The sequence below is a fragment of the Paraburkholderia sp. CNPSo 3076 genome (genome assembly GCF_026343935.1).
Classification (GTDB): Bacteria; Pseudomonadota; Gammaproteobacteria; order Burkholderiales; family Burkholderiaceae; genus Paraburkholderia; species Paraburkholderia nodosa.
This window is the reverse complement of record NZ_JAPMAL010000017.1, coordinates 169968-191074: the sequence shown is the minus strand read 5'-3', so window position 1 is coordinate 191074 and position 21107 is coordinate 169968. Positions and strand designations below refer to the sequence as shown.

At 65.4% G+C, this 21107-nt stretch carries 19 protein-coding genes; 7 read left to right on the top strand and 12 right to left on the bottom strand.

Annotated elements, in window-relative coordinates; translation table 11 throughout:
- Nucleotides 1-70 precede the first annotated feature (70 nt).
- Both M3A49_RS21215 and M3A49_RS21210 read right to left on the bottom strand, forming a co-directional pair.
- Nucleotides 71-295 carry a peptidogalycan biosysnthesis protein gene (locus tag M3A49_RS21215; RefSeq protein WP_323183236.1) on the bottom strand — a complete coding sequence of 75 codons (225 nt, stop codon included), beginning with the start codon at nucleotides 293-295 and terminating at the stop codon, nucleotides 71-73.
- Nucleotides 296-384: 89 nt separating this feature from the next.
- Nucleotides 385-1557: a GNAT family N-acetyltransferase gene (locus tag M3A49_RS21210; protein WP_266230696.1), complete on the bottom strand. Its 1173-nt coding sequence runs from the start codon at nucleotides 1555-1557 to the stop codon at nucleotides 385-387.
- 219 nt (nucleotides 1558-1776) lie between these two features.
- Between M3A49_RS21210 and M3A49_RS21205 the strand changes: the two genes are divergently transcribed.
- Nucleotides 1777-3888, top strand: coding sequence for an NAD(+) synthase (locus tag M3A49_RS21205; RefSeq protein WP_266230706.1), 2112 nt, complete (start codon nucleotides 1777-1779; stop codon nucleotides 3886-3888).
- A gap of 75 nt (nucleotides 3889-3963) precedes the next feature.
- Nucleotides 3964-4302: a P-II family nitrogen regulator gene (locus tag M3A49_RS21200; RefSeq protein ID WP_028207721.1), complete on the top strand. Its 339-nt coding sequence runs from the start codon at nucleotides 3964-3966 to the stop codon at nucleotides 4300-4302.
- 199 nt (nucleotides 4303-4501) lie between these two features.
- On the opposite strand, the gene M3A49_RS21195 is transcribed toward M3A49_RS21200, so the two are convergent.
- From M3A49_RS21195 to M3A49_RS21175, 5 genes are all read right to left on the bottom strand, one after another.
- Nucleotides 4502-5677, bottom strand: a complete 1176-nt coding sequence (locus M3A49_RS21195) for a porin (protein ID WP_254355771.1) — start codon at nucleotides 5675-5677, stop codon at nucleotides 4502-4504.
- Between the two features lie 579 nt (nucleotides 5678-6256).
- Nucleotides 6257-7039, bottom strand: a complete 783-nt coding sequence (locus M3A49_RS21190) for an ABC transporter ATP-binding protein (RefSeq protein ID WP_266230695.1) — start codon at nucleotides 7037-7039, stop codon at nucleotides 6257-6259.
- A gap of 30 nt (nucleotides 7040-7069) precedes the next feature.
- Nucleotides 7070-7792: an ABC transporter permease gene (locus tag M3A49_RS21185; RefSeq protein WP_133181897.1), complete on the bottom strand. Its 723-nt coding sequence runs from the start codon at nucleotides 7790-7792 to the stop codon at nucleotides 7070-7072.
- Between the two features lie 19 nt (nucleotides 7793-7811).
- Entirely contained in the window at nucleotides 7812-8501 is a 690-nt protein-coding gene (locus tag M3A49_RS21180; RefSeq protein ID WP_266230694.1) for an ABC transporter permease, read from the bottom strand.
- 258 nt (nucleotides 8502-8759) lie between these two features.
- On the bottom strand, nucleotides 8760-9536 hold the full coding sequence (locus tag M3A49_RS21175; RefSeq protein ID WP_266230693.1) for an ABC transporter substrate-binding protein: 777 nt from the start codon (nucleotides 9534-9536) through the stop codon (nucleotides 8760-8762).
- Between the two features lie 434 nt (nucleotides 9537-9970).
- On the opposite strand from M3A49_RS21175, the gene M3A49_RS21170 reads away from it, so the two are divergent.
- Nucleotides 9971-10669, top strand: coding sequence for a pirin family protein (locus M3A49_RS21170; RefSeq protein ID WP_042271642.1), 699 nt, complete (start codon nucleotides 9971-9973; stop codon nucleotides 10667-10669).
- Nucleotides 10670-10763: 94 nt separating this feature from the next.
- On the opposite strand, the gene M3A49_RS21165 is transcribed toward M3A49_RS21170, so the two are convergent.
- On the bottom strand, nucleotides 10764-11333 hold the full coding sequence (locus M3A49_RS21165) for a periplasmic heavy metal sensor (protein WP_266230692.1): 570 nt from the start codon (nucleotides 11331-11333) through the stop codon (nucleotides 10764-10766).
- Between the two features lie 233 nt (nucleotides 11334-11566).
- On the opposite strand from M3A49_RS21165, the gene M3A49_RS21160 reads away from it, so the two are divergent.
- Both M3A49_RS21160 and M3A49_RS21155 read left to right on the top strand, forming a co-directional pair.
- Nucleotides 11567-12298 carry a response regulator gene (locus M3A49_RS21160; RefSeq protein WP_028207713.1) on the top strand — a complete coding sequence of 244 codons (732 nt, stop codon included), beginning with the start codon at nucleotides 11567-11569 and terminating at the stop codon, nucleotides 12296-12298.
- Nucleotides 12282-13598, top strand: coding sequence for an ATP-binding protein (locus M3A49_RS21155; RefSeq protein ID WP_266230691.1), 1317 nt, complete (start codon nucleotides 12282-12284; stop codon nucleotides 13596-13598). The genes M3A49_RS21160 and M3A49_RS21155 overlap by 17 nt, the downstream gene beginning before the upstream one ends.
- 168 nt (nucleotides 13599-13766) lie before the next feature.
- Here the strand turns inward: M3A49_RS21155 and M3A49_RS21150 are convergent, their stop codons facing one another.
- Both M3A49_RS21150 and M3A49_RS21145 read right to left on the bottom strand, forming a co-directional pair.
- Nucleotides 13767-14033: a hypothetical protein gene (locus M3A49_RS21150; RefSeq protein WP_028207711.1), complete on the bottom strand. Its 267-nt coding sequence runs from the start codon at nucleotides 14031-14033 to the stop codon at nucleotides 13767-13769.
- 177 nt (nucleotides 14034-14210) lie between these two features.
- Nucleotides 14211-15890, bottom strand: a complete 1680-nt coding sequence (locus tag M3A49_RS21145; RefSeq protein ID WP_266230690.1) for a sensor domain-containing diguanylate cyclase — start codon at nucleotides 15888-15890, stop codon at nucleotides 14211-14213.
- A gap of 762 nt (nucleotides 15891-16652) precedes the next feature.
- Between M3A49_RS21145 and M3A49_RS21140 the strand changes: the two genes are divergently transcribed.
- Together M3A49_RS21140 and M3A49_RS21135 are read left to right on the top strand one after the other, a co-directional pair.
- On the top strand, nucleotides 16653-18416 hold the full coding sequence (locus tag M3A49_RS21140) for an ABC transporter permease (RefSeq protein ID WP_266230689.1): 1764 nt from the start codon (nucleotides 16653-16655) through the stop codon (nucleotides 18414-18416).
- A 29-nt stretch (nucleotides 18417-18445) separates the two neighbouring features.
- A complete protein-coding gene (locus M3A49_RS21135; RefSeq protein ID WP_028205789.1) occupies nucleotides 18446-19795 on the top strand; it encodes an AAA-associated domain-containing protein in 1350 nt (449 codons plus the stop codon).
- Nucleotides 19796-19879: 84 nt separating this feature from the next.
- On the opposite strand, the gene M3A49_RS21130 is transcribed toward M3A49_RS21135, so the two are convergent.
- Nucleotides 19880-20437 (bottom strand): hypothetical protein, encoded by a 558-nt coding sequence (locus M3A49_RS21130; RefSeq protein ID WP_266230705.1) that lies wholly within the window; start codon nucleotides 20435-20437, stop codon nucleotides 19880-19882.
- 5 nt (nucleotides 20438-20442) lie between these two features.
- Nucleotides 20443-20955, bottom strand: a complete 513-nt coding sequence (locus tag M3A49_RS21125; RefSeq protein ID WP_254355777.1) for a hypothetical protein — start codon at nucleotides 20953-20955, stop codon at nucleotides 20443-20445.
- Nucleotides 20956-21107: the final 152 nt, after the last annotated feature.

Sequence of the window (21107 nt, the reverse complement as noted above, 5' to 3'; positions counted from 1 at the left end):
GTTCTGGAAGCGATGATCGTTATGGGCGAGCGTGTCTCAGGGCACGCACCGCGCGAGTTTTACGGCTGAGTCACGCTCGAAAAGGATTGCGCTCATTGAGCTCGTGCATGTAGGCGTGAATGTGGTTCGTCTCGCTTTCGAGAAAGCGCGCGACGGCATCGGAGAACGCGGGATGGGCGAGCCAGTGCGCCGAGCGCGTGTAACGCGCGCCCGTGCCGCTCGCGTGCTGGGCGAAGCGGGCGGCGACGTCAATGGCGATGCCCGTGTAGACGCTGCCGTCGGCGCATTCGAGCATGTAGAGGAACCACGGCATAGTTCTGGAAGCGATGATCGTTATGGGCGAGCGTGTCTCAGGGCACGCACCGCGCGAGTTTTACGGCTGAGTCACGCTCGAAAAGGATTGCGCTCATTGAGCTCGTGCATGTAGGCGTGAATGTGGTTCGTCTCGCTTTCGAGAAAGCGCGCGACGGCATCGGAGAACGCGGGATGGGCGAGCCAGTGCGCCGAGCGCGTGGCGGTGGGCAGGAAACCGCGCGCCATCTTGTGTTCGCCTTGCGCGCCGCCTTCGAACACGTCGAGCTTTTCTTCGATGCAGAATTCGAGCGGCTGATAATACGCGGTCTCGAAGTGCAGGCAGGGCACGTGTTCGAGCGCGCCCCAGTAGCGGCCATAGAGCGTGCCGCCTCGACCGTTCTCACCGCGCTGCCAGACCACGAGCGAACTCGCGATCGGCTTGCCTTCGCGCTCGGCGATCACGAGCAGCAGATTCTCCGGCATCGTTTCGCCGATCATGCGGAAGAAGTCGAGATTCAGGTACGGCGAAGAGAAATGCTCGCGGTAGGTTTGCCGGTAGCAGCGGCTGAAAAAGCGCCACTCGGTGTCGCTGATGTCCTCGCCGCGCACGCGCCGCATCGTCACGCCCGCCTCGTGCACCTTGCGCCGTTCGGCGCGGATGTTCTTGCGCTTCTTCTGTTCGAGAGTCGAGAGGAAATCGTCGAAGTCGCGATAGCCGTCGTTGAGCCAGTGAAACTGCACGCCTTCGCGCTGCATCATGCCGAGGCCGGTCAGCGCCTCTGCGTCTTCGGCGGTCGGGAAGAGCACGTGCAGCGACGAGACGTCGGCCTGCTCGGCGAAGGCGAGCAGCGTCGCGGCCAGATGGCGGCGCGCGGTTGTGTCGGCGGCGATCAGACGTGTGCCTTGGACCGGCGTGAACGGCACGGCGCACAGGAGTTTCGGGTAGTACTCGAGGCCGTTGCGCTTGTATGCGTCGGCCCAGGCCCAGTCGAACACGTACTCGCCGTACGAGTGGCCCTTGAGATACACGGGCGCAGCGGCGGCGAGGCGGCCCGTGCGCGTGTCGGTGAGCGTGACGAATTGCGCCGCCCAGCCCTCGTTCGGCGTGGTGCAGCGCGTGGCGTCGAGCGCCGCGAGGAATTCGTGGCGCAAAAAGGGCGTAGGCTGCGCCTGGCGTGCGAGCAGCGCGTTCCATTCGGCGGCGTCGACCTCGGACAGTGAGCCGAGGATGCCCGTGCGATAATCGAAATGTTCCTGTTTCATGCGTGCCCGTTGGCGTGGGATGCGGCTTGGGTGTTTCAGCAGCGCCTGCCGCGGCAAACGGTCATGGTAAAGCAAACGTCCCGAGCGGGGTGAGGACCGCCGCGCTTCGTGCAGCGGCGTCAGCCAGGCAGCATCGAGCGGTTTCAATGCGGCATCAAGCAGCCCGAACGTCAGAGCGCGCGCTTTCGTGCGCAGCGCGCCCGCCTCAAGGTTATCGAAATGAAAGAGCGCTTCTTCAATCTCTATACGCACGGCTTTGCGCGCGTGGCCGTGGGCGTGCCGCGCTGCCGTGTGGCCGATCCCGCATTCAACGCCAGCGAGACGCTCGCGCTCGCGCGCGCGGCCGCCGCGCAGGGCGCGGCGCTCGTCGCGTTCCCCGAGCTTGGGCTTTCGGCCTATACCTGCGACGACCTGTTCCATCAGCAAGCATTGCTCGACGCCTGCGAGCGCTCGCTCGCGCAGATCGTGGAAGCGTCGGCGGCGCTGCCGCTCGTGATGATCGTCGGGCTGCCGGTGCGCGCGGGGCATTCGCTCTTCAACTGCGCAGCGGTCGTGGCGGGCGGGCGTGTGGCGGGCGTCGTGCCAAAGAGCTTCCTGCCGAACTACGGCGAATTCTACGAGCCGCGCCAGTTCAGCGCCGCCGATAGTGCGAGCACCGACACCGTGCGCCTCGCCGGCGCGGACGTGCCGTTCGGCGCGTCCCTGCTGTTCGAGGTGCCGCAGGTCGCGGGTCTGCGTTTTCACGTGGAGATCTGCGAGGACGTCTGGGTGCCGATTCCGCCGTCGTCGTTCGCGGCGCTCGCGGGCGCTTCGGTGCTCGTCAATCTTTCGGCTTCGAACGTCGTGGTGGGCAAGGCGGGCTACCGGCAGCAACTGGTGTCCCAACAGTCCGCGCGCTGTCTCGCCGCGTATCTGTACACCTCGGCGGGCAAGGGTGAATCGACCACCGACATGGCCTGGGACGGCCACGCGCTCGTGTGCGAAAACGGCGAGCTGCTCGCGCAATCGGAGCGCTTCTCCGACGACTCGCACCTCATCTTCGCCGATGTCGATCTCGCGCGGCTGCAGCAGGAGCGCATCCGCCAGACCACGTTCGGCGATTCGATCCGCCGCCACGCCGATGAAGTCGCGAAGTTTCGCGTGATTTCGTGCGAGCTGGCGGGCGAGGGCGCATGGCAGCGCGAAACGCTCGCGCTCTCGCGCCGCGTGGAGCGCTTCCCTTATGTGCCGGCCGATCCGAAGCGGCGCGACGAGCGCTGCAACGAGGTCTACAACATCCAGGTGCAGGCGCTCGTGCAGCGGCTTTCGCAGGCGGGCATCAAGAAGGTGGTGATTGGCGTCTCGGGCGGGCTCGACTCCACGCATGCGCTGCTCGTATGCGCGAAGGCGATGGATCGCCTCGGGCTGCCGCGCGCGAACATCCTCGCGTACACCATGCCTGGGTTTGCCACGAGCGAGCGCACGCTGCGCCAGGCGCGCGAACTGATGGCGCTCGTGGGCTGCACGGCGCGCGAAATCGATATTCGCCAGAGCTGCATGCAGATGCTCGAAGACCTCGGCCATCCGTACTCGGAAGGCAAGGAAAGCTACGACATCACTTTCGAAAACGTGCAGGCCGGCGAGCGCACGAATCACCTGTTCCGCCTCGCCAACTTCAATCACGCGATCGTGATCGGCACGGGCGATCTCTCCGAGCTTGCGCTCGGCTGGTGCACCTACGGGGTGGGCGATCACATGTCGCACTACAACGTGAATGCGAGCGTGCCGAAAACGCTCATCACGCACCTCGTGCGCTGGGTGGCCGAAACGGGCCAGATTGGCCAGAACGGGGAGAGCGGCCGCGACGTGCTCGAAGCGATTCTCGCCACCGACATCAGCCCGGAGCTGATCCCCGGCAAGTCCGATGGCGCGCCCGAGCAGAAAACCGAAAGCACGATCGGCCCCTACGAGCTGCAGGACTTCAACCTCTACTACACGCTGCGCTTTGGCTTCGCGCCTTCGAAGGTCGCGTTCCTCGCGCGCCACGCGTGGGGTGAGCGCGAGGCGGGCGCGTGGCCCGAGAACGCGAAGGTCGCACGCAATCAGTACGATCTCGCGTCGATCAAGCGCAATCTGCGCATTTTCCTCGACCGCTTCTTCCGCCAGAGCCAGTTCAAGCGCACCTGCATTCCGAATGCGCCGAAGGTCGGCTCGGGCGGCTCGCTGTCGCCGCGCGGCGACTGGCGCGCGCCAAGCGATTCGGAGTCGGTGGTCTGGCTCGCCGATCTGGAGCGCGTGCCCGATGAAGCGGGCGTGGCGAGCGCGGCGCCTGCGGGCAAGCCCTCGGCGTGAGCCGAGGCTGCACAGCGTAGAATCCCGATAGGTTCCGAAATTTCCGACAAATCCGATAACGAGACGAGGTTCGCCATGAAACGCATTACTGCCGTGATCAAACCGTTCAAGCTCGACGAAGTGCGCGAGGCGCTCGCCGAAGTGGGCCTCACGGGCCTGACCGTCACCGAGGTCAAGGGCTTCGGCCGCCAGAAGGGCCACACGGAGCTTTACCGCGGCGCCGAATACGTGGTCGACTTCCTGCCGAAAGTGAAGATCGAGGTGGTGGTCGCGAGCGACCAGGCCGACCAGGTAATCGACGCGATCATTGGCGCGGCGCGCACCGGCAAGATCGGCGACGGCAAGATCTTCGTGACCGACGTGGAGCGCGTGATCCGCATCCGCACGGGCGAGGAAAACGAAGCGGCGGTTTGAGGCTGCGCGCTTTGCACTGCCGGTCCCCGAGGTACACGAAGCACCTGATGCATCAATAGAAAAGGGGACGGCGCCGCTCGCGCGGCCCGTCCCCAGCATAAAAAACGGTGCGATACCCTTTCGGACATCGCACCGATACGCGCCTCTCGCAGCAGCGTGAAAACGTCGATGTAGCTGTTCTTTCTACACTCGCTTCAAATTAGAACGAGTGCTGGATACCTGCGTACACGCCAACCTGGCTGTGGCCCGGAACCGGGTTGCCCGTGCTTGCAGCCGTACCGAAGTTATTGGCGTTCAGGCCGAAGTTGGCCGTCTTGCTGTTCTGCACCGTGCCTGCCTGGATGTCGAGCAGCGTGCGCTTGGACAGGTTGTACGAGCCGCCGATCGTGTACAGCGTGGCGTTGCCGCCACCGTTGTTCGCGTTCACGTGGTAGACCGCTGCGATCAGCGCCGCAGCCGGCGTCATTTGCCACGTCACACCGCCCCACTCGTGATCGAGCGTGGTCGGCTGGCCGATGATGCCCGGATTCATGCCCGACGAGCGGATGGCTTCGTAGCCGCCCTGAACCTTGAACGCGCCGAGGAACAGGTTGAACATGGCCATGTAATCGCGCGAATAAGCGAATACGCCGTTGCCGTTACCTTGTGAGGTGGAGAGCGGCGTCTTCGTGCTGCCGTCCAGCGCGTTGTACAGGCCGCCGAGCTGACCATTGTTCGGATTGCGGATTTCATCATACAGGCCGCGGATCTGGAACAACGAGCTCGTGTAGGTCAGTTGCAGGCCAGCTTCGCGACCCGACGGCGTCGTGTTGTTGCCGTTCCAGTTCGTCGCGTTCGAGAACGCGTACTGGCCGTACACGTCAAAGCCGTACCAGTTTGGCGACTGGTACGAAATGTTGTTGCTCGATTGCGGCCAGTTGCGGCCACGGACCATCGAAGCCGACGACCAGTTCGACTGACCGAACGGGTCGAAGTCCCAAATGCCGTTGGAGATGAACAGCATGCGGCCAGCGAGCAGCGTACCGAACTGGTCGTTCGCTACACCGATAGTTGCCCAGCGATTCCAGAGCGAGCCGGCCGAGCCGAGCGAGCCGTTCGCGGTGCTGAAGCTGCCTTCCAGGTGGAACAGAACCTTGTTGCCTCCACCGATGTCTTCAACGCCCTTCATGCCCCAGAGGCTGGTGCCCCAGTAGCCGCTTTCGAGCTGAACCTGGCTGGAGCCGTGGGTGGCTTGACCATTTGCGCCGCTGCCGGCACCAATGCCGTTCATATACGCCACACCCATGTCCAGGCGGCCGTAGAGCGTGACGCTGCTTTGTGCATGCGCGATCACGCCAGCCGACATCAATGCTGCGGCGAGCAAAGCTTTCTTCATCTTCTCCTCCATACCCTGTCAAAGAGTCAACCTTAGTACTGCGAAAGACGTCCGTGCGCTTGGCGGCGCTGCGAACAGAAATCGTCGCGTAAGGGAGAATTACCCCGAGGACCGGCGTACGGGCTGGTGCCGCTGCATGACCCGGGCTGGGTCGTCTTGCAGGTCCCCTGGTTGACTGGCATCTCCCGTTCTTTTTGAAGTGAAACTACTTTTAATGAACTTTGTTTTGCTACTTTGGTTACTAATTTAGCAAAAAAGGTCCGCGCTGGCGAACTAATTCGTGCTCGCACCCCGGGATGTCGTCAAATTGCAATATGGTCTTCCTGGATGGTGGTCAGAGAGGTACTACAAACAGATCGAAAACCTTGCGGGACAAGGGACTCACGTCAATCGAACGGCTGAGTTCAGGATTGCCACTATTGACGGGAGATTTCACAAGGAGTAATGCGAAAAACGCTGTTTTTAGACATAAACAGCCGGCTTTTCGAGGGTGAAAGACCCAAAAAGAAAAGGCGCTGTAAGCGCCTTGTAAAACTACTTTTACTACATCGCCGAAAGGCGGCGACCCTGCGAGTCGTCTTACTTGAGGCTGCCCGAAAGGAACTGGCGCAGGCGCTCGCTCTTCGGATTGGCGAAGACCTCGGCCGGCTGGCCTTCCTCTTCCACGAGCCCCTTGTGCAGGAACATGACGTGGTTCGAAACGTTGCGCGCGAAACCCATTTCGTGTGTGACCACGATCATCGTGCGGCCTTCCTCGGCGAGCTTCTGCATGACCTTGAGCACTTCGCCCACGAGCTCGGGGTCGAGCGCCGAAGTGGGCTCGTCGAACAGCATGACGTCGGGGTGCATGGCGAGCGCGCGGGCAATCGCCACACGCTGCTGCTGACCGCCCGAGAGGTGCGAGGGGTATTGCTTCTCCACGCGCGGCGCGAGACCGACCTTCTCCAGATAGGTGCGCGCGCGATCTTCGGCTTCCTTGCGCGACAAGCCCAGCACGTGCACGGGCGCCTCGATCACGTTCTCGAGCACCGACATGTGCGACCAGAGGTTGAAGTGCTGGAACACCATGGCGAGCTTGGTGCGCACGCGCTGGAGCTGCTTCGCGTCGGCGGGGTGAAGTGCGCCCGTGCGCTTGTCCGCGCGCGTGGCGACTTCCTCGCCATCCACCACGATGCGCCCGGCGTTGGGCTGCTCGAGGAAGTTGATGCAACGCAGCATCGTGCTCTTGCCCGATCCGGACGAGCCGATCACGCTGATCACGTCGCCGGCATTGGCTTTCAGGGACACGCCCTTGAGGACTTCGTTGTCGCCGTACTTCTTGTGGATGGAGTCGACGAACAGCTTCTGCTTCTGGGAATTCATCAATTGACCTTTAAACACGCCCTCGCGGGCTCACTTGCCTTGCGGTCGCAGGTATGCGAGCCAGCGCCGCTCCGCGCGGCGGAACAGCCACACGAGCGTGAAAGAAATGATCAGGTACAACAGCGCGGCGATGCCGAACGCGCCGAACGACTGATACGTCGCCGAGTTCACGTCGCGCGCGATCTTCAGGATGTCCGGCACGGTGGCCGTGAAGGCCACGGTCGTTGCGTGCAGCATCAGAATGACTTCGTTGCTGTAGTAGGGCAGGGCGCGGCGCAGCGCCGAAGGCAGGATCACGCGCCGGTACAGCGTGAATTGCGACATGCCATAAGCGCGTGCGGCCTCGATCTCGCCATAGGGCGTGGCCTTGATCGCGCCCGCGAAGATTTCGGTGGTGTACGCGCAGGTGTTGAGCGTGAACGCCAGCAGCGTGCAGTTCATGCCGCTTCTGAAGAACGCGCTCGTCAGTTCGTGGTTGCGCACGATCTCGAGGCTGTAGAGGCCCGTGTAGCACAGCAGGAGCTGCACGTAGAGCGGCGTGCCGCGGAAGATGTACGTGTAGAGCCACACGAGCCCGGCGAGCCACTTCTTCTTCGACACGCGGGCCACGGCGAGAGGCACCGAGAGGCAGAAGCCGAGCCCGATCGAGATGACGAGCAGCCACAGCGTGATGGCCACGCCGCTGAAATGGTAGCCGTCGGAGTAGAGATAGTTGCGCCAGTATTGCTGGATCAGTTGGACAAAGTCTTGCATGGTCTTGGCCTCGCGCGATTCAGAGATCCGCCTTGCGCACACCGGTGGAGTAGCGCTTGTCGAGATACATCAGCACGAAGTTGGAGACCGTGGTGATGACGAGATAGATCGCGCCGGCGAGCAGCGTGAAGAAGAAGAAACGCAGCGTGCCCTTGCCGGCGTCCTGGCTTGCCTTCACGACGTCGGCGAGGCCGATGATCGAGACGAGCGCCGTGGACTTCACGAGCACCTGCCAGTTGTTGCCGATGCCGGGCAGCGCGAAGCGCATCATCTGCGGGAACATGATGCGCGTGAACACCTGCCAGCCCGTCATGCCGTAGGCGTGGCCCGCTTCGAGCTGGCCGCGCGGCACGGCGAGGAACGCGCCGCGGAACGTCTCAGTGAAGTACGCGCCATAGATGAAGCCGAGCACGACCACGCCCGCGAGGAACGGATTGATGTCGATCTGATCCCAGCCGAGCATGTCGGTGAGGTTGTTCAGCCAGATCTGGATGCTGTAGAAGAGCAGCAGCATGAGCACGAGATCGGGCACGCCGCGAATGAGCGTGGTGTAGAGCGTGCCGGCGCCGTGCGCGACGCGGTTTTTGGAGAGCTTGGCCGCCGCGCCGATCAGCCCGAGCACGAACGAGAGCGCGAGCGACAGCACGGCGAGCTTGACGGTCTGCCAGGTGCCGGCGAGGATCAGCGGGCCGTAGCCTTGAAGAAACATGGGCAAGTCCTTGACGGTGCGCTTCTCACACCGCGAAAGGCGCGGCGCTTTTCTGCCGCGGTTCAAATCCGTTCATGGCCGCGCGGTTTTTAGCCTGGTCGCGCGCGGCCGATGCGATTGCGCTCGTGAGCGCGCCTGTGACTGTATACGAAGCCCGGTGGCGGTCTATCGGGGAGCCCCCGGGGCTTTTGATGTGTCGTGGCGCGAGGCGCGAGCGGTGGTGTCTCGTTGTTTATTTGCCTGCGTGTGCTTTCCCGTTCACTTGCCTTTGTAGATATCGAAGTCGAAGTACTGCTTCGCGATCTTTTCGAACGTGCCGTCGGCATGAATCGCGGCCAGCGCCGTGTTGAACTTTGCCTTGAGTTCGGCATCGTCCTTGCGCAGACCGATCGCGGTGCCGTCGCCGATCGTCGCCGGGTCTTCCACTTCCGGGCCCGCCCACGCGAAGCCCTTGCCGCGCGGCGTTTTCAGGAAGCCGAAATCCGCCTGGACCTCGTCTTGCAGCGTGGCGTCGAGGCGCCCGGCGATCAGATCCTGGTAGACCTGATCCTGATTCTGGTACGAGATCACGTTCACGCCCTGCGGCGCCCAGTGCACCTTTGCGTACGCTTCCTGGGTCGAGCCCTGCTCGACGCCCACGTTCTTGCCCTTGAGCGAAGCCGGCGTGGGCAGAAGCGGCGAGCCCGTGCGCGCGAGCATGCGTGCGGGCGCATCGAACATCTTCGCGGAGTAGTCGATTCTCTGGGCGCGCTGCGGCGTGATGGTCAGCGACGACACGATCGCGTCGAACTTGCGGGCCTTGAGCGCGGGGATAATGCCGTCGAGGTCGTTCTCGACCCAGACGCACTTCACGTTCATGCGCGCGCACAGGGCTTTCGTGAGGTCGACATCGAAGCCGACGATCTGTCCGTTCGGCGCTTTGGATTCGAACGGCGCATAGCTGGCGTCCACGCCGATGCGCACGGTTTTCCACTCTTTGGCGGCGGCGCTGCCCGCGATCAGGGCGAGCGCCACGCACACTGCAAACTTCTTCATCATTCTCCTGTCGAGCCGGAGCGAGTGCTTTTTTAGCACTGACTCCGTCCCATGCACGACTGATACGGGTGGCGCGGCGCGGTAAGGGGCGCGCGACCGACGCAAGGCGGACCGGCTCGTGGCCGTTGGCCGCCATTCTAGGCGATCAAAAATGCGGGTCGGAAAGCGCGACGCGCTCCGGCCCCGGTGGCAGCGCGCGCTGGCGGGGCGGGGTAGCCGCCACTGGGTGTTCATCCCGAGGCATCAGGCTCGCGCTGGCCGAAAAGCGCGGTATTTTACCCGAAGCCGGAGACCGTGCGGGTCTGACGCAGGGCGACGCTGGCGGCGCAGCCCATTGATCTTGCTGGCGAAACGATGCGGTGCGCCGCTGCGGATTGTGCAAGCGGGCCGCCGCCCTTACCTTGTGATATCGACATGATTGACCGGAGATTGCCATGCTGACTATCCGACGCGCCGACGAACGCGGCCACGCCAACCACGGCTGGCTCGACTCGTACCACAGCTTTTCGTTTGCTGACTATTTCGACGAAGCGCACATGCACTACGGTGCGCTGCGGGTGCTCAACGACGACCGTATCGCGGGCGGCCAGGGCTTCGGCGCGCACGGCCACCGCGACATGGAGATCGTGACCTATGTGCTTTCCGGCGCGCTCGCGCACCGCGACAGCATGGGCAACGGCTCGACCATCCGCCCCGGCGACGTGCAGCGCATGAGCGCCGGCACCGGCGTGATGCACAGCGAGTTCAACGGCTCGAAGGAAGAGGAAGCGCACCTGCTGCAGATCTGGCTGCTGCCGCGCGAGCGGGGCGGGGCGCCCGGCTACGAGGAAAAGCGTTTCGATGACGCCGACAAGCGCGGGCGGCTGCGCCTCGTCGCCTCGCCCGACGGGCGCGACGGCTCGGTGACCGTGCAGTCGGATGCCTCGATCTATGCGGCCCTTGTCGACGGCGAGGAGCGCGTCGAGTATGCGGTGCCCGCCGGGCGGCGCGTCTATCTGCATGTTGCGCGCGGCGCGCTGGACGTGAACGGTCAGCGCCTCGAAGCCGGCGATGCCGCGATGATCGAGGCCGAGGCGGGCGTCGCGCTCGCGAGGGGCGCAGCGGCCGAAGTGCTGCTGTTCGATCTCGCCTAAGCCTTTGGCCGAAGGCGGCCGGCGGTTGTCCGCGCCATGAAAAAAGCGCCGCGGGGTGCGAATCCCGCGGCGCTTTGTCACGTGTGTTGCGCGATTACTGCTGCGCGGCCGGTGCCGAAGCGCCGCCCTTGTGGTGCTGCTCCCAGCGCTCATGCATCTGCTCGTGGCGCTGCTCCATCTTCGCGAAGCGCTCCTTGATCGCCGTGCTCACGGTCGTCTTCTGCTGGTCGTTCAGGCCGTTGTAGAAAGCGAGCCACGCTTGCGTGGTTTGCTCGCGCAGCTGCTGGTTCTGCTGCTCGACCTGCTCGTGCGCCGTGTGCATGGCGTTCAGGTCGAGGATCGGCTGGTTCTTCATCGAATCGAACTGCTGCTTCATCTGTTCATGATTCTTGCGCATGGCCTGTCCGTTCTGCTTCATCGTGTCGAGCGCGGCCTGCCACTGCTTTTCCTGCGCGGCGTTCAGGTTCAGCTTGTCGTGCAGATTCTTGAAGCCAAGCATGAAGTCGCCGTGCATGCCGGGGCCGCCATGCATGCCCGGACCGCCGTGCATCATGTCGGGACCGCCCGGGGGCGGCGGGGTCTGGGCGTTGGCGGCGGTGGCGCCCACGGTGAGCGCGAGCGAGGCAGCGGCGATGGCGAGAAGGCGCGAAGTCGTCTTGTACATGGTGATGCTCCTGACAAATCCATGAGGGTTTTATCCGGTCTGGCGCGGCGCCCTGGAAAGTGGTGGCGCTCGCAACCGGTGTCCCTAGCGTATCGACCCGGCAGGCAGCGCGTGTTACGCGGCGGCCCGCCGAGATTACGCGACATTACACGCGCCTTTCGTGGTAACACCTCGTAACCCAGATGGAAGAGCTGTAAGCAAACGGCCCGTGCGCGCGCGTTACACTTCATCCCATGGCTACTCAAATCCTTGTCGTCGACGACGACCTCGAACTACGCGACCTCCTGCGCGACTATCTCGCGCGCCAGGGCATGGAAGTCTCGGTGCTGCACGACGCCGGCTCGCTGGAGCGGCGGCTCGAGCGCGAGCGCCCGGACCTGATCGTGCTCGACCTGATGATGCCGGGCGTGGACGGCCTGACCGCGCTGCGCAAGCTGCGCGCAGCCGGCGACGACATCCCCGTCATCATGCTCACGGCGCGCGCGGACGACGTGGACCGCATCGTCGGCCTCGAACTCGGCGCGGACGACTATCTCGGCAAGCCGTTCAACCCGCGCGAGCTGCTCGCGCGCGTGCAGGCCGTGCTGCGCCGGCGCCGCACGGTGCCTTCGGCGGCGGCGCCCGAGCAGCGCGAGCCGTACGCGTTCGGCCGCTTCACGCTCGACTTCCAGTCGCGCACGCTGCAGCAGGAAGGCAAGCCCATCATGCTGTCGGGCAGCGAGTTCGCGCTCCTGAAGATTTTCGTGAACCACCCCATGCGCACGCTGACGCGCGAGCGCCTGCTGGAACTGCTGCACGGTCCCGAGTACGACGGCACCGACCGCGGCATCGACGTGCAGGTGTGGCGTCTGCGGCGCATTCTCGAAAGCGACCCGTCCACGCCGCGCTTTATTCAGACCGTACGCGGGCGCGGCTACGTGTTCGTTCCCGACGGCGAGCAGGGCAACCATGCGCCGGCCGGTTGATTCGCTGTTCGGGCGCCTCGCGGTCATCTTCATCGGCGTTCTGCTGGTGTCGCACGTCGCCTGGTTCACGCTCATGCGCGTCGAACACAATCAGATGCAAACGCGCTACGCCGTCGAGGAAGCGAGCTTCCTCGTCGACGCGGTGCGCCAGCACGTCGAGCGCGAGCCCGACCAGCCGCTGCCGTCGCGCGTGCAACTCGTCGATCCGGCGAGTCCCGCCGTGCCGCCGGTCACCGAACGCATGCCCGAACCGCTGCGCCGTTTCATCGACGACGTGCGCGAGCGCATGCCGCCCGGCACCGATGTGCGCGTCGGGCCGCCCGGCGGGCCGCCCACGCTTTGGGTGCGCGGGCCGCAGGACGCCCGCTGGATCGTCCTGCCGGGCCAGCCGCTGCGCATCATGCGGCCGCTCGACAAGTTTCTGCCCTGGGTCATCACTATTTTCGGCACCGCCGTGATCGCTGCGCTCGTGGCCGCGTGGATGCTGCAACAGCCGCTGAGTGCGCTCGCGCAGGCTGTCGGGCGCTTTGGCCGCGGCGAGCCCGTGCCGCCCGTGCCCGAACGCGGGCCGCGCGAGCTGCGTCAGCTCACGCTGGGTTTCAACCAGATGGTCAAGGAAGTCGAGCGCACCGAGAAAGACCGTGCCGTCATGCTGGCGGGCGTCGCGCACGATCTCAAGACGCCGCTTGCCCGGCTGCGGCTGCGCGCCGAAATGATGGACGAGCAAAAGGTGCGCGACGGCGTGGTGCGCGACGTCGAGTCGATGGCGCACATCGTCGACCAGTTTCTTGTGTTCGCGCACGACGGCGCCGATCGCAGCGAGCCCGTCGAGGTCGACGACCAGTGCGAGCGCATCGCGCGCAACCACCGCACGGCGAGCGGCGAGGCGATTGCGATCGAAACGCATCTGCGCGCGGGTCCGGAGTTTCGTCTGCCCGCGGCCACGCTCGAGCGCGTGGTCTCGAACCTGCTCGACAACGCGCATGCGTACGGCGCACCGCCCGTCGTGATCGAGAGCGAGCGCGGCCCGACGGGTTTCTCGCTCACTGTGCGCGACCACGGCAAGGGCATCCCCGACCAGGATCTGACGCAGGCGAGCCGGCCGTTCGTGCGCCTCGACCCTGCGCGCGGCGGCAACGGCCACAGCGGCCTCGGCCTCGCGATCGTCGAGCGGCTCGTGCGCCGCGCGGGCGGCGAGCTCTCGATCGGCAACGGCGAGAGCGGCGGGCTCGCGGTGCGCATGACGTTTGCGTTCGACGTGGTGGAGCGCACCGTAACCGAAGCGGCGCAGATCTGGTAAATCGCGTTGGAATTGCCTTGGCGGGAGCCCGCACGGAACAGGTGGGGCATGGCCGGATGGGCTTGACGTGGTACTGAGGTGGTATTGACGAGGTTGGACCGGACGTTCGGCCCGAAGGCGCCGCCAGAGCGACGCCAGGTTCAGTCAGGTCAGGTTGCGCGCAGCCGCTCAGGCCGTGAAGAGCGTGTCGAGCGCGGCGGCGGCCTCGTTGTCCACCGTGTTGTAGGTCACGGTGTCGGCCTCGAAGATGTAGTGCGTGGTGTACTTGCCGAGGCGGGCAAGAATCTCTTCCTGAATCAGCTCGGGCGTGGCGTCGAGTTTCAGGTACCACGCGGTCGATGACAGGCGCGTCTGGAACGCGCCGTACTCGACCATCAACTGGTCGAACGCGAGCGCATCCTGATCGCGGCAGACAATGACCAGATTTCCCTTCATGCATGCCTCCAGATTTGTGCGGAACACCGAAGTGGCGCCGTTTGAGTCATGCGCACCGTATGGACTGGCGCGCACCGTTCATCCCATGATACCGCGCCTCGCCGGTTGAGCCGGGTGAGCCCCGCAGCCTGGTACGGGCATCCCTCGTGTGATCGACTGCGCAAGCTCGTTGCGCGCTCACCAGGTCGGCGCCGCGGCGCGCGGCGGCACGACGCCCTCGGCCGTCATGGCCTCGCAACGGTCGCGCCCTGCCGCCTTCGCCATGTAGAGCGCGAGGTCGGCACGGCTCATCAGACGCTCGGGCTGATCCTGCGCGGCCGCAAGTTCCGTCACGCCGATGCTCACGCTCACGCTCGCTTCCTCGGGCAGTTCCGCGCAAATGCGTTTGCCCACCTGCTCGCGCAGGCGGTCGAGCACGGCGAGGCCCGTGGCGAGCGAGGTCGCGGGCAGCAGGATGCCGAACTCCTCGCCGCCCAGACGGCCGACGGCGTCGTCGGCGCGCAGTTCGGCGCGACAGGTCTCCACGAAATGCTGTAGCGCGCGGTCGCCCGCCGGGTGGCCGAAGCGGTCGTTGATCTGCTTGAAGTAGTCGAGGTCGGCAATCGCCATGCACAGCGGTTTGCCTGCGGCGTAGGCCGCGTCGATCTCGCGGCGCAGCAGGTCGAGGAAGTAGCGCCGCGAGAGCGCGCCGGTCAGCGCGTCGTGGCGCGCCTCGGCGGCGAGCAGGGCGTTCGCGGCCTGCAGCTGCCCGGCGAGATCGCGGCTCGCATGGTGCAGACGCCGCTCGCGCACCCACGAGACCGAGATCACCGCCGCGAGCGCCGCCGTGCCCGCGAGCGTGAGGAAAATGAGAAGCCGGTCGCGCTGATGGTTCGCGATCAGCTCGGACCACGCATTGACCGGATCCACGAGATGCGCCGAGAGCCCGGAGTTCAGGCCGCCGCGCTGTTCGTAGAGGGCTGGCGCGCGTTGGCCCGGCAACGCGATCATTTGCGCGGCGTCGGCGCGGGGGATCCACGGCGCTTCGCTCAACGCGGTTTGCGATGCCGGGCCCAGCTCGAGCGGCGCGAAGCGCTCGCGCAGATAGGTGTTCACGCGGTCCACCGCGTTCATTTCGGCGACGTGCGAGCCCGGCAAGGCGCGTCCTTCGAGCGCGCTGTCGTGGGCCATGATGATGACGCCATTGTTGTCCGCGACGAAGGTGCCCGGGTGGGTCACCCAGTGGCGCAGCCGCGCGATGCTGACCTTCGCGACCACGGCGCCGACCAGCAGGCCGTCGTCATAGGCGGGCGCCGCGACGAAAATGCCGGGCTCGCCGCTTGCCGTGCCCACGCCGTAGGCTTCGGAGAACGCCCCGAGCAGCGTGTCGTTCAGATACGCGCGCGGACGCATGTCCACGCCGACGTAGGAGATTTTTTCGAGCGCATTGCTCGAGGCGATGCAGATGCCGTTGGCGTTGACGAGCCAGATCGCATCGAGCCCGGAGAAGCCTTGGGCGTCGTGGAGAAAGCGGTCGACCCCGGCGAGCGCCGGCACGCCTTGCAGCTCCTTGCGCCGCGCCAGTTCCGTCGAATCGCTCGACGCGGCATAATGCGCGGCCTCGGTAAGCGCCTGCTGGACGACGCGGGTCTCTGCCATCGTCGCCGGAATGGCGCGCGACATGGCGAGGTCGCTGGCGATCACTTCGGCCATGTTGTCCACGACCGAGCGCATCATCTGGCGCTGTGCGGCGAGCGCGGCCGCGAACTCCTGGCGGACCATGCGGTCCGCGAGCCAGTCGGCCGCCGCCCAGCAGACGAGCGCGACCACCACGACCCCGAGGGGTCCGGCTGCCTGACGCAAGAGTCTCCTGTTCATCGGCCTTCTGGTTCGTGAGTGGTATTGAGGCGTGGGTATCGGCGCCCGTGGGCGTCGGTGCGCCACCGACGGAGCGTGTCGATTTTACCCCTCGAACGGGGCTGGCGAGCCCGCTCTCGAAGCGTCAGCGCGGCGTTGCGAGGCGGCGCGAGCGGGCGGCGGCGCGAGCGTGGATCGCTAACATGCAAGCCGCATGCCGTCAGCACGGCGATACGCGGCGATGAGCGGAGTGGAGGGGGCGTAAGTGCGGACAGAGCGGTTTCGTGCGCGGGGTTCACGCGTGAGCCAGCGTGTGGCGCGCAAGCGACGCCCACTGGCGTTGGCGGCCTGAATGAGGCAGGAGCGGAGTCAGACGCGGCGTCGTTGTGTCATCAAGGCGTCATCGATGTGTCATCACGATGACGTGCACAAGCCGTTCGCGGCGCGTTCTGGAAGCTCTCCAGAAGGCCGGCGAAAGCGCCGAGAAAGCCCGTGTGGTCTGGTTTTCGCGGCGTACCGGACGCGGTTGTGAGTGTCATGAAGGTTGTAGTAGTGTCGTGCCGTTTCAGTCGAGGCAAGTCCAGTCGCCCGCCGCCAGTTGCAACTGCGCGGGCGGTGCGTACCACCGCGGCATCGTCGCCGTGTCATCAACGCCAACGAAATTCTGTGTCCATGCGCCTTGCCTTTGTCGATCCGCCATCCCCGCAGCATCTGCAACGCCTGTCCGGCGGCACGCACGCTATGTCGTCCGCCTTTCTGAAACCCGGCGCGGAGGGCGTCTGAATGGAGTTCAGCTTCAACCTGAACCGCACGGCCAACGCCTCGGCGTGGCGCGTGCTGCCGAACCGCTGGGACTTCGTGGCGTTCCCGCTGATGATCGGCCTGATCGCGATGGCAGCCGTGGGCTTTCACGAAACGATGGCGCCCATCGCGACGTTGAAGGCGCAGCCCATCTCGCTCGATCCCGCGAACCTGCCCGAGTACGCCATGCGCACCACGCTGCGCATGCTCGCGGCGATGGTGGCGTCGCTCATTTTCACGCTCGTGTACGGCACACTCGCGGCGAAGAGCCGGCGCGCGGGCCAGGTGCTCGTGCCGATTCTCGACATCCTGCAGTCGGTGCCGGTGCTCGGCTATATCTCGTTCACGGTCACGTTCTTTCTCGCGCTGTTTCCCTCGCGCGTGCTGGGGGCCGAGCTCGCGGCGATCTTCGCGATCTTCACGAGCCAGGCGTGGAACATGACCTTCAGCTTCTACCAGTCGCTGCGTACGGTGCCGCGCGATCTGGATGAGGTCTCGCGCGGGTTCCACCTGACCGCATGGCAGCGCTTCTGGAAGCTCGAAGTGCCGTTCTCGATGCCAGGCCTCATCTGGAACATGATGATGTCGATGTCGGGCGGCTGGTTCTTCGTGGTGGCCTCCGAAGCGATCACGGTGGGCAACAACACGATCACGCTGCCGGGTGTCGGCGCGTATCTGGCTCAGGCGATCGCGGAAAAGAACCTGCACGCCGTGGGCTGGGTGATTCTCGCGATGATCGTGGTCATTCTCGCCTACGACCAGCTCCTGTTCCGCCCGCTCGTGGCGTGGGCCGACAAGTTCCGCATGGAGAACACGAGTTCGGGCGACGCCCCGGAATCGTGGCTGCTCGACCTGATTCGCCGCACCCATCTCATTCATCAACTGCTCGTGCCGCTCGGCTGGCTCTTCGCCAAGGCTGCGCGCATGCCGATCCAGCTGCCGTCGTTTCCGAACGTGACGTTCGCGGCGCCCGTGGCGCGCGGCCGCGCCGGCTCGCGCGCACGCATCGGCGACGCCGTGTGGGCCGTGCTCGTGATCGCATTGACCGTGTTCGTGGTGTGGCGCGTGGTGACCTTCGTGCGCACGGGCGTGACGCTCGACGAAGTGTGGCACGTGCTCGGTCTCGGCTTCATCACGCTCTTTCGCGTGATCTTGTTGATCGCCATCGCTTCGGTGATCTGGGTGCCGCTCGGCGTGCTGATCGGCCTGCGCCCGGCGCTCGCCGAGAAGGTGCAGCCGCTCGCGCAGTTCCTCGCGGCGTTCCCGGCGAACCTGTTGTTCCCGGTGTTCGTGATCGTGATCGTGCGCTTTCACCTCAACCCTGACATCTGGCTGTCGCCGCTGATCGTCCTCGGCACCCAGTGGTATATCCTGTTCAACGTGATTGCAGGGGCCACCGCCTATCCGAACGACTACAAGGAAGCGGCGAAGAACTTCCATATTCGTGGCTGGCAGTGGTGGCGTCAGGCTATGCTGCCGGGCATTTTCCCGTATTACGTGACCGGCGCCATCACGGCCTCGGGCGGCGCGTGGAACGCGAGTATCGTCGCGGAGTTCGTGCAGTGGGGCGACACGAAAGTCGTCGCGCACGGCCTGGGCGCCTACATCGCGCAAGTGACGGCGGCCGGCGATTACCCGAAGATCATTCTCGGCATCGCCGTGATGTCGCTCTTCGTCACGCTGTTCAACCGCCTCCTGTGGCGCCCGCTCTACACGTATGCCGAGTCCCGTCTGCGGCTCGACTGATCGAACAACGAATGATCGAAGGTAACGCGATGCAAAATCCCAAGACGCTGAGCGCCGCGCACGGCGATGTGCAGACGGCCCCGAACCCGCCGCGCCTCGGCGAAGAAATTCTGAACGTGAAGGACGTGTGCCGGGGCTTCAACAAGTCCCAGGGCGAGCTGCTCGTGCTCGACGACGCCAACCTCCAGCTGCGAGAAGGCGAGATCGTCGGGCTGCTGGGTCGTTCGGGCTCGGGCAAGTCCACGCTGTTGCGCATCATCGCGGGCCTGATCTCGCCGACCTCCGGCGACGTCACCTGGCGCGGCAAGCCGCTCGAAGGGCCGGCCGAAGGTGTGGCGATGGTGTTCCAGACCTTCGCGTTGTTCCCGTGGCTCACGGTGCTGCAGAACGTGGAAGCGGGCCTCGAAGCGCAGGGCGTGGGCGCACGCGAGCGGCGCGAGCGGGCGCTGGCGGCCATCGACCTGATCGGTCTGGACGGCTTCGAAAACGCGTATCCGCGTGAGCTTTCGGGCGGCATGCGCCAGCGCGTGGGTTTCGCGCGTGCGCTCGTGGTCGATCCCAATCTCATGCTGATGGACGAGCCGTTCTCCGCGCTCGACGTGCTGACCGCCGAAACACTGCGTACCGATCTGCTCGACCTGTGGACGCAAGGCCGCTTGCCGATCAAGTCGATTCTGATCGTCACGCACAACATCGAGGAAGCGGTGTTCATGTGCGACCGCATTCTCGTGCTCTCGTCGAATCCGGGTCGCGTGGTGGCCGAGATCAAGGTGCCGTTCAAGCATCCGCGCAACCGTCTCGACCCGGTGTTCCGCAAGCTCGTGGACGACATCTACGCGAAGATGACCGCGCGCCAGACCGACGAAACCACCAAGAAGGGGCTGGAGCTCGGCAGCTGGCTGCCGCGCGTGTCGACCAACCTGATGGCAGGTCTGATCGAAACGCTCGCGATGGCGCCGTATCACGGCCGCGCCGACATGCCGGAAATTGCGCGCTCGCTGCATCTGGAAGTGGACGACCTGTTCCCGATCGCCGAAGTGCTGCAGAACCTCGGTTTCGCCGACGTGCGCGAAGGCGACGTGCTCCTCACGCCGCCCGCGCGCGTGTTCGCGGAGTTCGGCACGCAGGAGCGCAAGATGATGTTCGCCGAACATCTGCTGCGCCACGTGCCGCTCGCGGCGCGGATCAAGAAGGTGCTCAACGAGCGGCCGGGCCATCGCGCGCCGCGCGTGCGTTTCGAGCAGGAACTCGAGGACTTTCTCTCCGACGGCGCGGCGGAAGAAACGCTCGACACCGTGATCGACTGGGGCCGTTATGGCGAGATCTTCTCGTACAACGACCAGTCGGAAATCTTCAGTCTCGAAGACGTGGAGTCCTGAGCGGCGCGCGGTTCACCAGGCATAAAAAACGGTCGCGGGGGTGAGTTCACCCGGCGACCGTTTTTCGTTTGCGGATAAGGCGCGCTATTGCAGCGTGCCCCAGCGCTCCACCGCAGGCTCGGCCGTGGCCCACTTCCAGCCCGACTGGTCCTGACAGGCGCTCGCGGTGAACCACTGCTCGGGCGCGTCGGCTTTCTCGCCGTCCTGCACCGAGAACACGAAGTCCTTGCAGAGCGTGAGGGCGTTGGCGAACGCGCGCGTCACGCGCACCTGGCCGTGGCCGTTCTCCACGGGCAACTCGTGCTTGATGCGCCAGATGTCCATGCCGCCCACGGGCAGGCGCCCGGCCGTCCTGGCGATCAGCGCCTGCTGGTCCGCGTGCATGCTCTTCATGAAGCGGCCGACGGCTTCGTCGGTGGCCGCCTGCACGGCAATGCCCACGCCGATGCCCACGGCAGGATTCGCCGTGACGATGCCGGTGGCCGCCGCCGCAGCGGCGCCGCTCGCCGCGCCGATCGACGAGCAGCCGCTCGCCGCGAGCGCGATGCCCGCGCAGAGCGCGGCCAGTGCGATGAGCTTCACGGGGCGAGCCGTCGATGCATCCTTTGCAACGTGCCGTGCGCGCTTCGCGCGCGCATTCATGCCATTCATTGCAGCGCACCCCAACGCGCCGTGGCGGGTTCGGCCGAGGCCCACTTCCAGTTGTCGCCGTCACGGCACACCGAAGCGACGAAGAAGGCGCTCGAGGCGGCCTTGTCCTTGGTGGCCTCGTGATCGACGGAGAAGACGATCTCCTTGCAGTCGAGCGCACCGCTGCTGATCGTGCGGCTCACCGTGACGCGGCCGTGCTCGTCGTCCTCGATCGGGAACGAGTGCGTGATCGACCATGGCGCGACCGCGCCGACTTCGAGCGGGCCCGCCGCGCGGGCGATGCTGTTCTGGGTGTTGGTGTGGACGACGCGCTCGGAGTACTGCACGCCGGCCTTCGCCGCGGCCACGGCGCCGAGGCCGATGCCGGTCGCCACGGCGGCGTTGCTCGTGACTTTCGAGGCGACTGCCGCGCCGGCGATACCGGCGCCCGTTTGTGCGCCTTCGGAGTAGAGCGAGCTGCAGGCCGAGCACGCGAGGCTCGCCACCGTGGCGAGCAGCGTGAGCGACATGACGCGTCGCCAGCGAGGATGAGTGCAAGGGAGCGGGGGCCCGCCGGCAATCGATTCCATGACCGCCGCTGACACCGATGGCGCAACGCGCGCCCGAGCACTTCGTTCTTGCATGATGATTCCCTGCCGCTAGCGGGATGGCGCCGCATTGC

What these genes read in the sequence shown, in the direction of transcription:
- M3A49_RS21210 (WP_266230696.1), bottom strand. Translation starts at nt 1,557, where the DNA reads ATGAAACAGGAACATTTCGATTATCGCACGGGCATCCTCGGCTCACTG.
- M3A49_RS21160 (WP_028207713.1), top strand. Translation starts at nt 11,567, where the DNA reads ATGGCTACTCAAATCCTTGTCGTCGACGACGACCTCGAACTACGCGAC.
- M3A49_RS21170 (WP_042271642.1), top strand. Translation starts at nt 9,971, where the DNA reads ATGCTGACTATCCGACGCGCCGACGAACGCGGCCACGCCAACCACGGC.
- M3A49_RS21145 (WP_266230690.1), bottom strand. Translation starts at nt 15,890, where the DNA reads ATGAACAGGAGACTCTTGCGTCAGGCAGCCGGACCCCTCGGGGTCGTG.
- M3A49_RS21200 (WP_028207721.1), top strand. Translation starts at nt 3,964, where the DNA reads ATGAAACGCATTACTGCCGTGATCAAACCGTTCAAGCTCGACGAAGTG.
- M3A49_RS21190 (WP_266230695.1), bottom strand. Translation starts at nt 7,039, where the DNA reads ATGAATTCCCAGAAGCAGAAGCTGTTCGTCGACTCCATCCACAAGAAG.
- M3A49_RS21130 (WP_266230705.1), bottom strand. Translation starts at nt 20,437, where the DNA reads ATGAATGCGCGCGCGAAGCGCGCACGGCACGTTGCAAAGGATGCATCG.
- M3A49_RS21165 (WP_266230692.1), bottom strand. Translation starts at nt 11,333, where the DNA reads ATGTACAAGACGACTTCGCGCCTTCTCGCCATCGCCGCTGCCTCGCTC.
- M3A49_RS21125 (WP_254355777.1), bottom strand. Translation starts at nt 20,955, where the DNA reads ATGTCGCTCACGCTGCTCGCCACGGTGGCGAGCCTCGCGTGCTCGGCC.
- M3A49_RS21135 (WP_028205789.1), top strand. Translation starts at nt 18,446, where the DNA reads ATGCAAAATCCCAAGACGCTGAGCGCCGCGCACGGCGATGTGCAGACG.
- M3A49_RS21150 (WP_028207711.1), bottom strand. Translation starts at nt 14,033, where the DNA reads ATGAAGGGAAATCTGGTCATTGTCTGCCGCGATCAGGATGCGCTCGCG.
- M3A49_RS21140 (WP_266230689.1), top strand. Translation starts at nt 16,653, where the DNA reads ATGGAGTTCAGCTTCAACCTGAACCGCACGGCCAACGCCTCGGCGTGG.
- M3A49_RS21215 (WP_323183236.1), bottom strand. Translation starts at nt 295, where the DNA reads ATGCTCGAATGCGCCGACGGCAGCGTCTACACGGGCATCGCCATTGAC.
- M3A49_RS21205 (WP_266230706.1), top strand. Translation starts at nt 1,777, where the DNA reads ATGAAAGAGCGCTTCTTCAATCTCTATACGCACGGCTTTGCGCGCGTG.
- M3A49_RS21180 (WP_266230694.1), bottom strand. Translation starts at nt 8,501, where the DNA reads ATGTTTCTTCAAGGCTACGGCCCGCTGATCCTCGCCGGCACCTGGCAG.
- M3A49_RS21155 (WP_266230691.1), top strand. Translation starts at nt 12,282, where the DNA reads ATGCGCCGGCCGGTTGATTCGCTGTTCGGGCGCCTCGCGGTCATCTTC.
- M3A49_RS21175 (WP_266230693.1), bottom strand. Translation starts at nt 9,536, where the DNA reads ATGAAGAAGTTTGCAGTGTGCGTGGCGCTCGCCCTGATCGCGGGCAGC.
- M3A49_RS21195 (WP_254355771.1), bottom strand. Translation starts at nt 5,677, where the DNA reads ATGAAGAAAGCTTTGCTCGCCGCAGCATTGATGTCGGCTGGCGTGATC.
- M3A49_RS21185 (WP_133181897.1), bottom strand. Translation starts at nt 7,792, where the DNA reads ATGCAAGACTTTGTCCAACTGATCCAGCAATACTGGCGCAACTATCTC.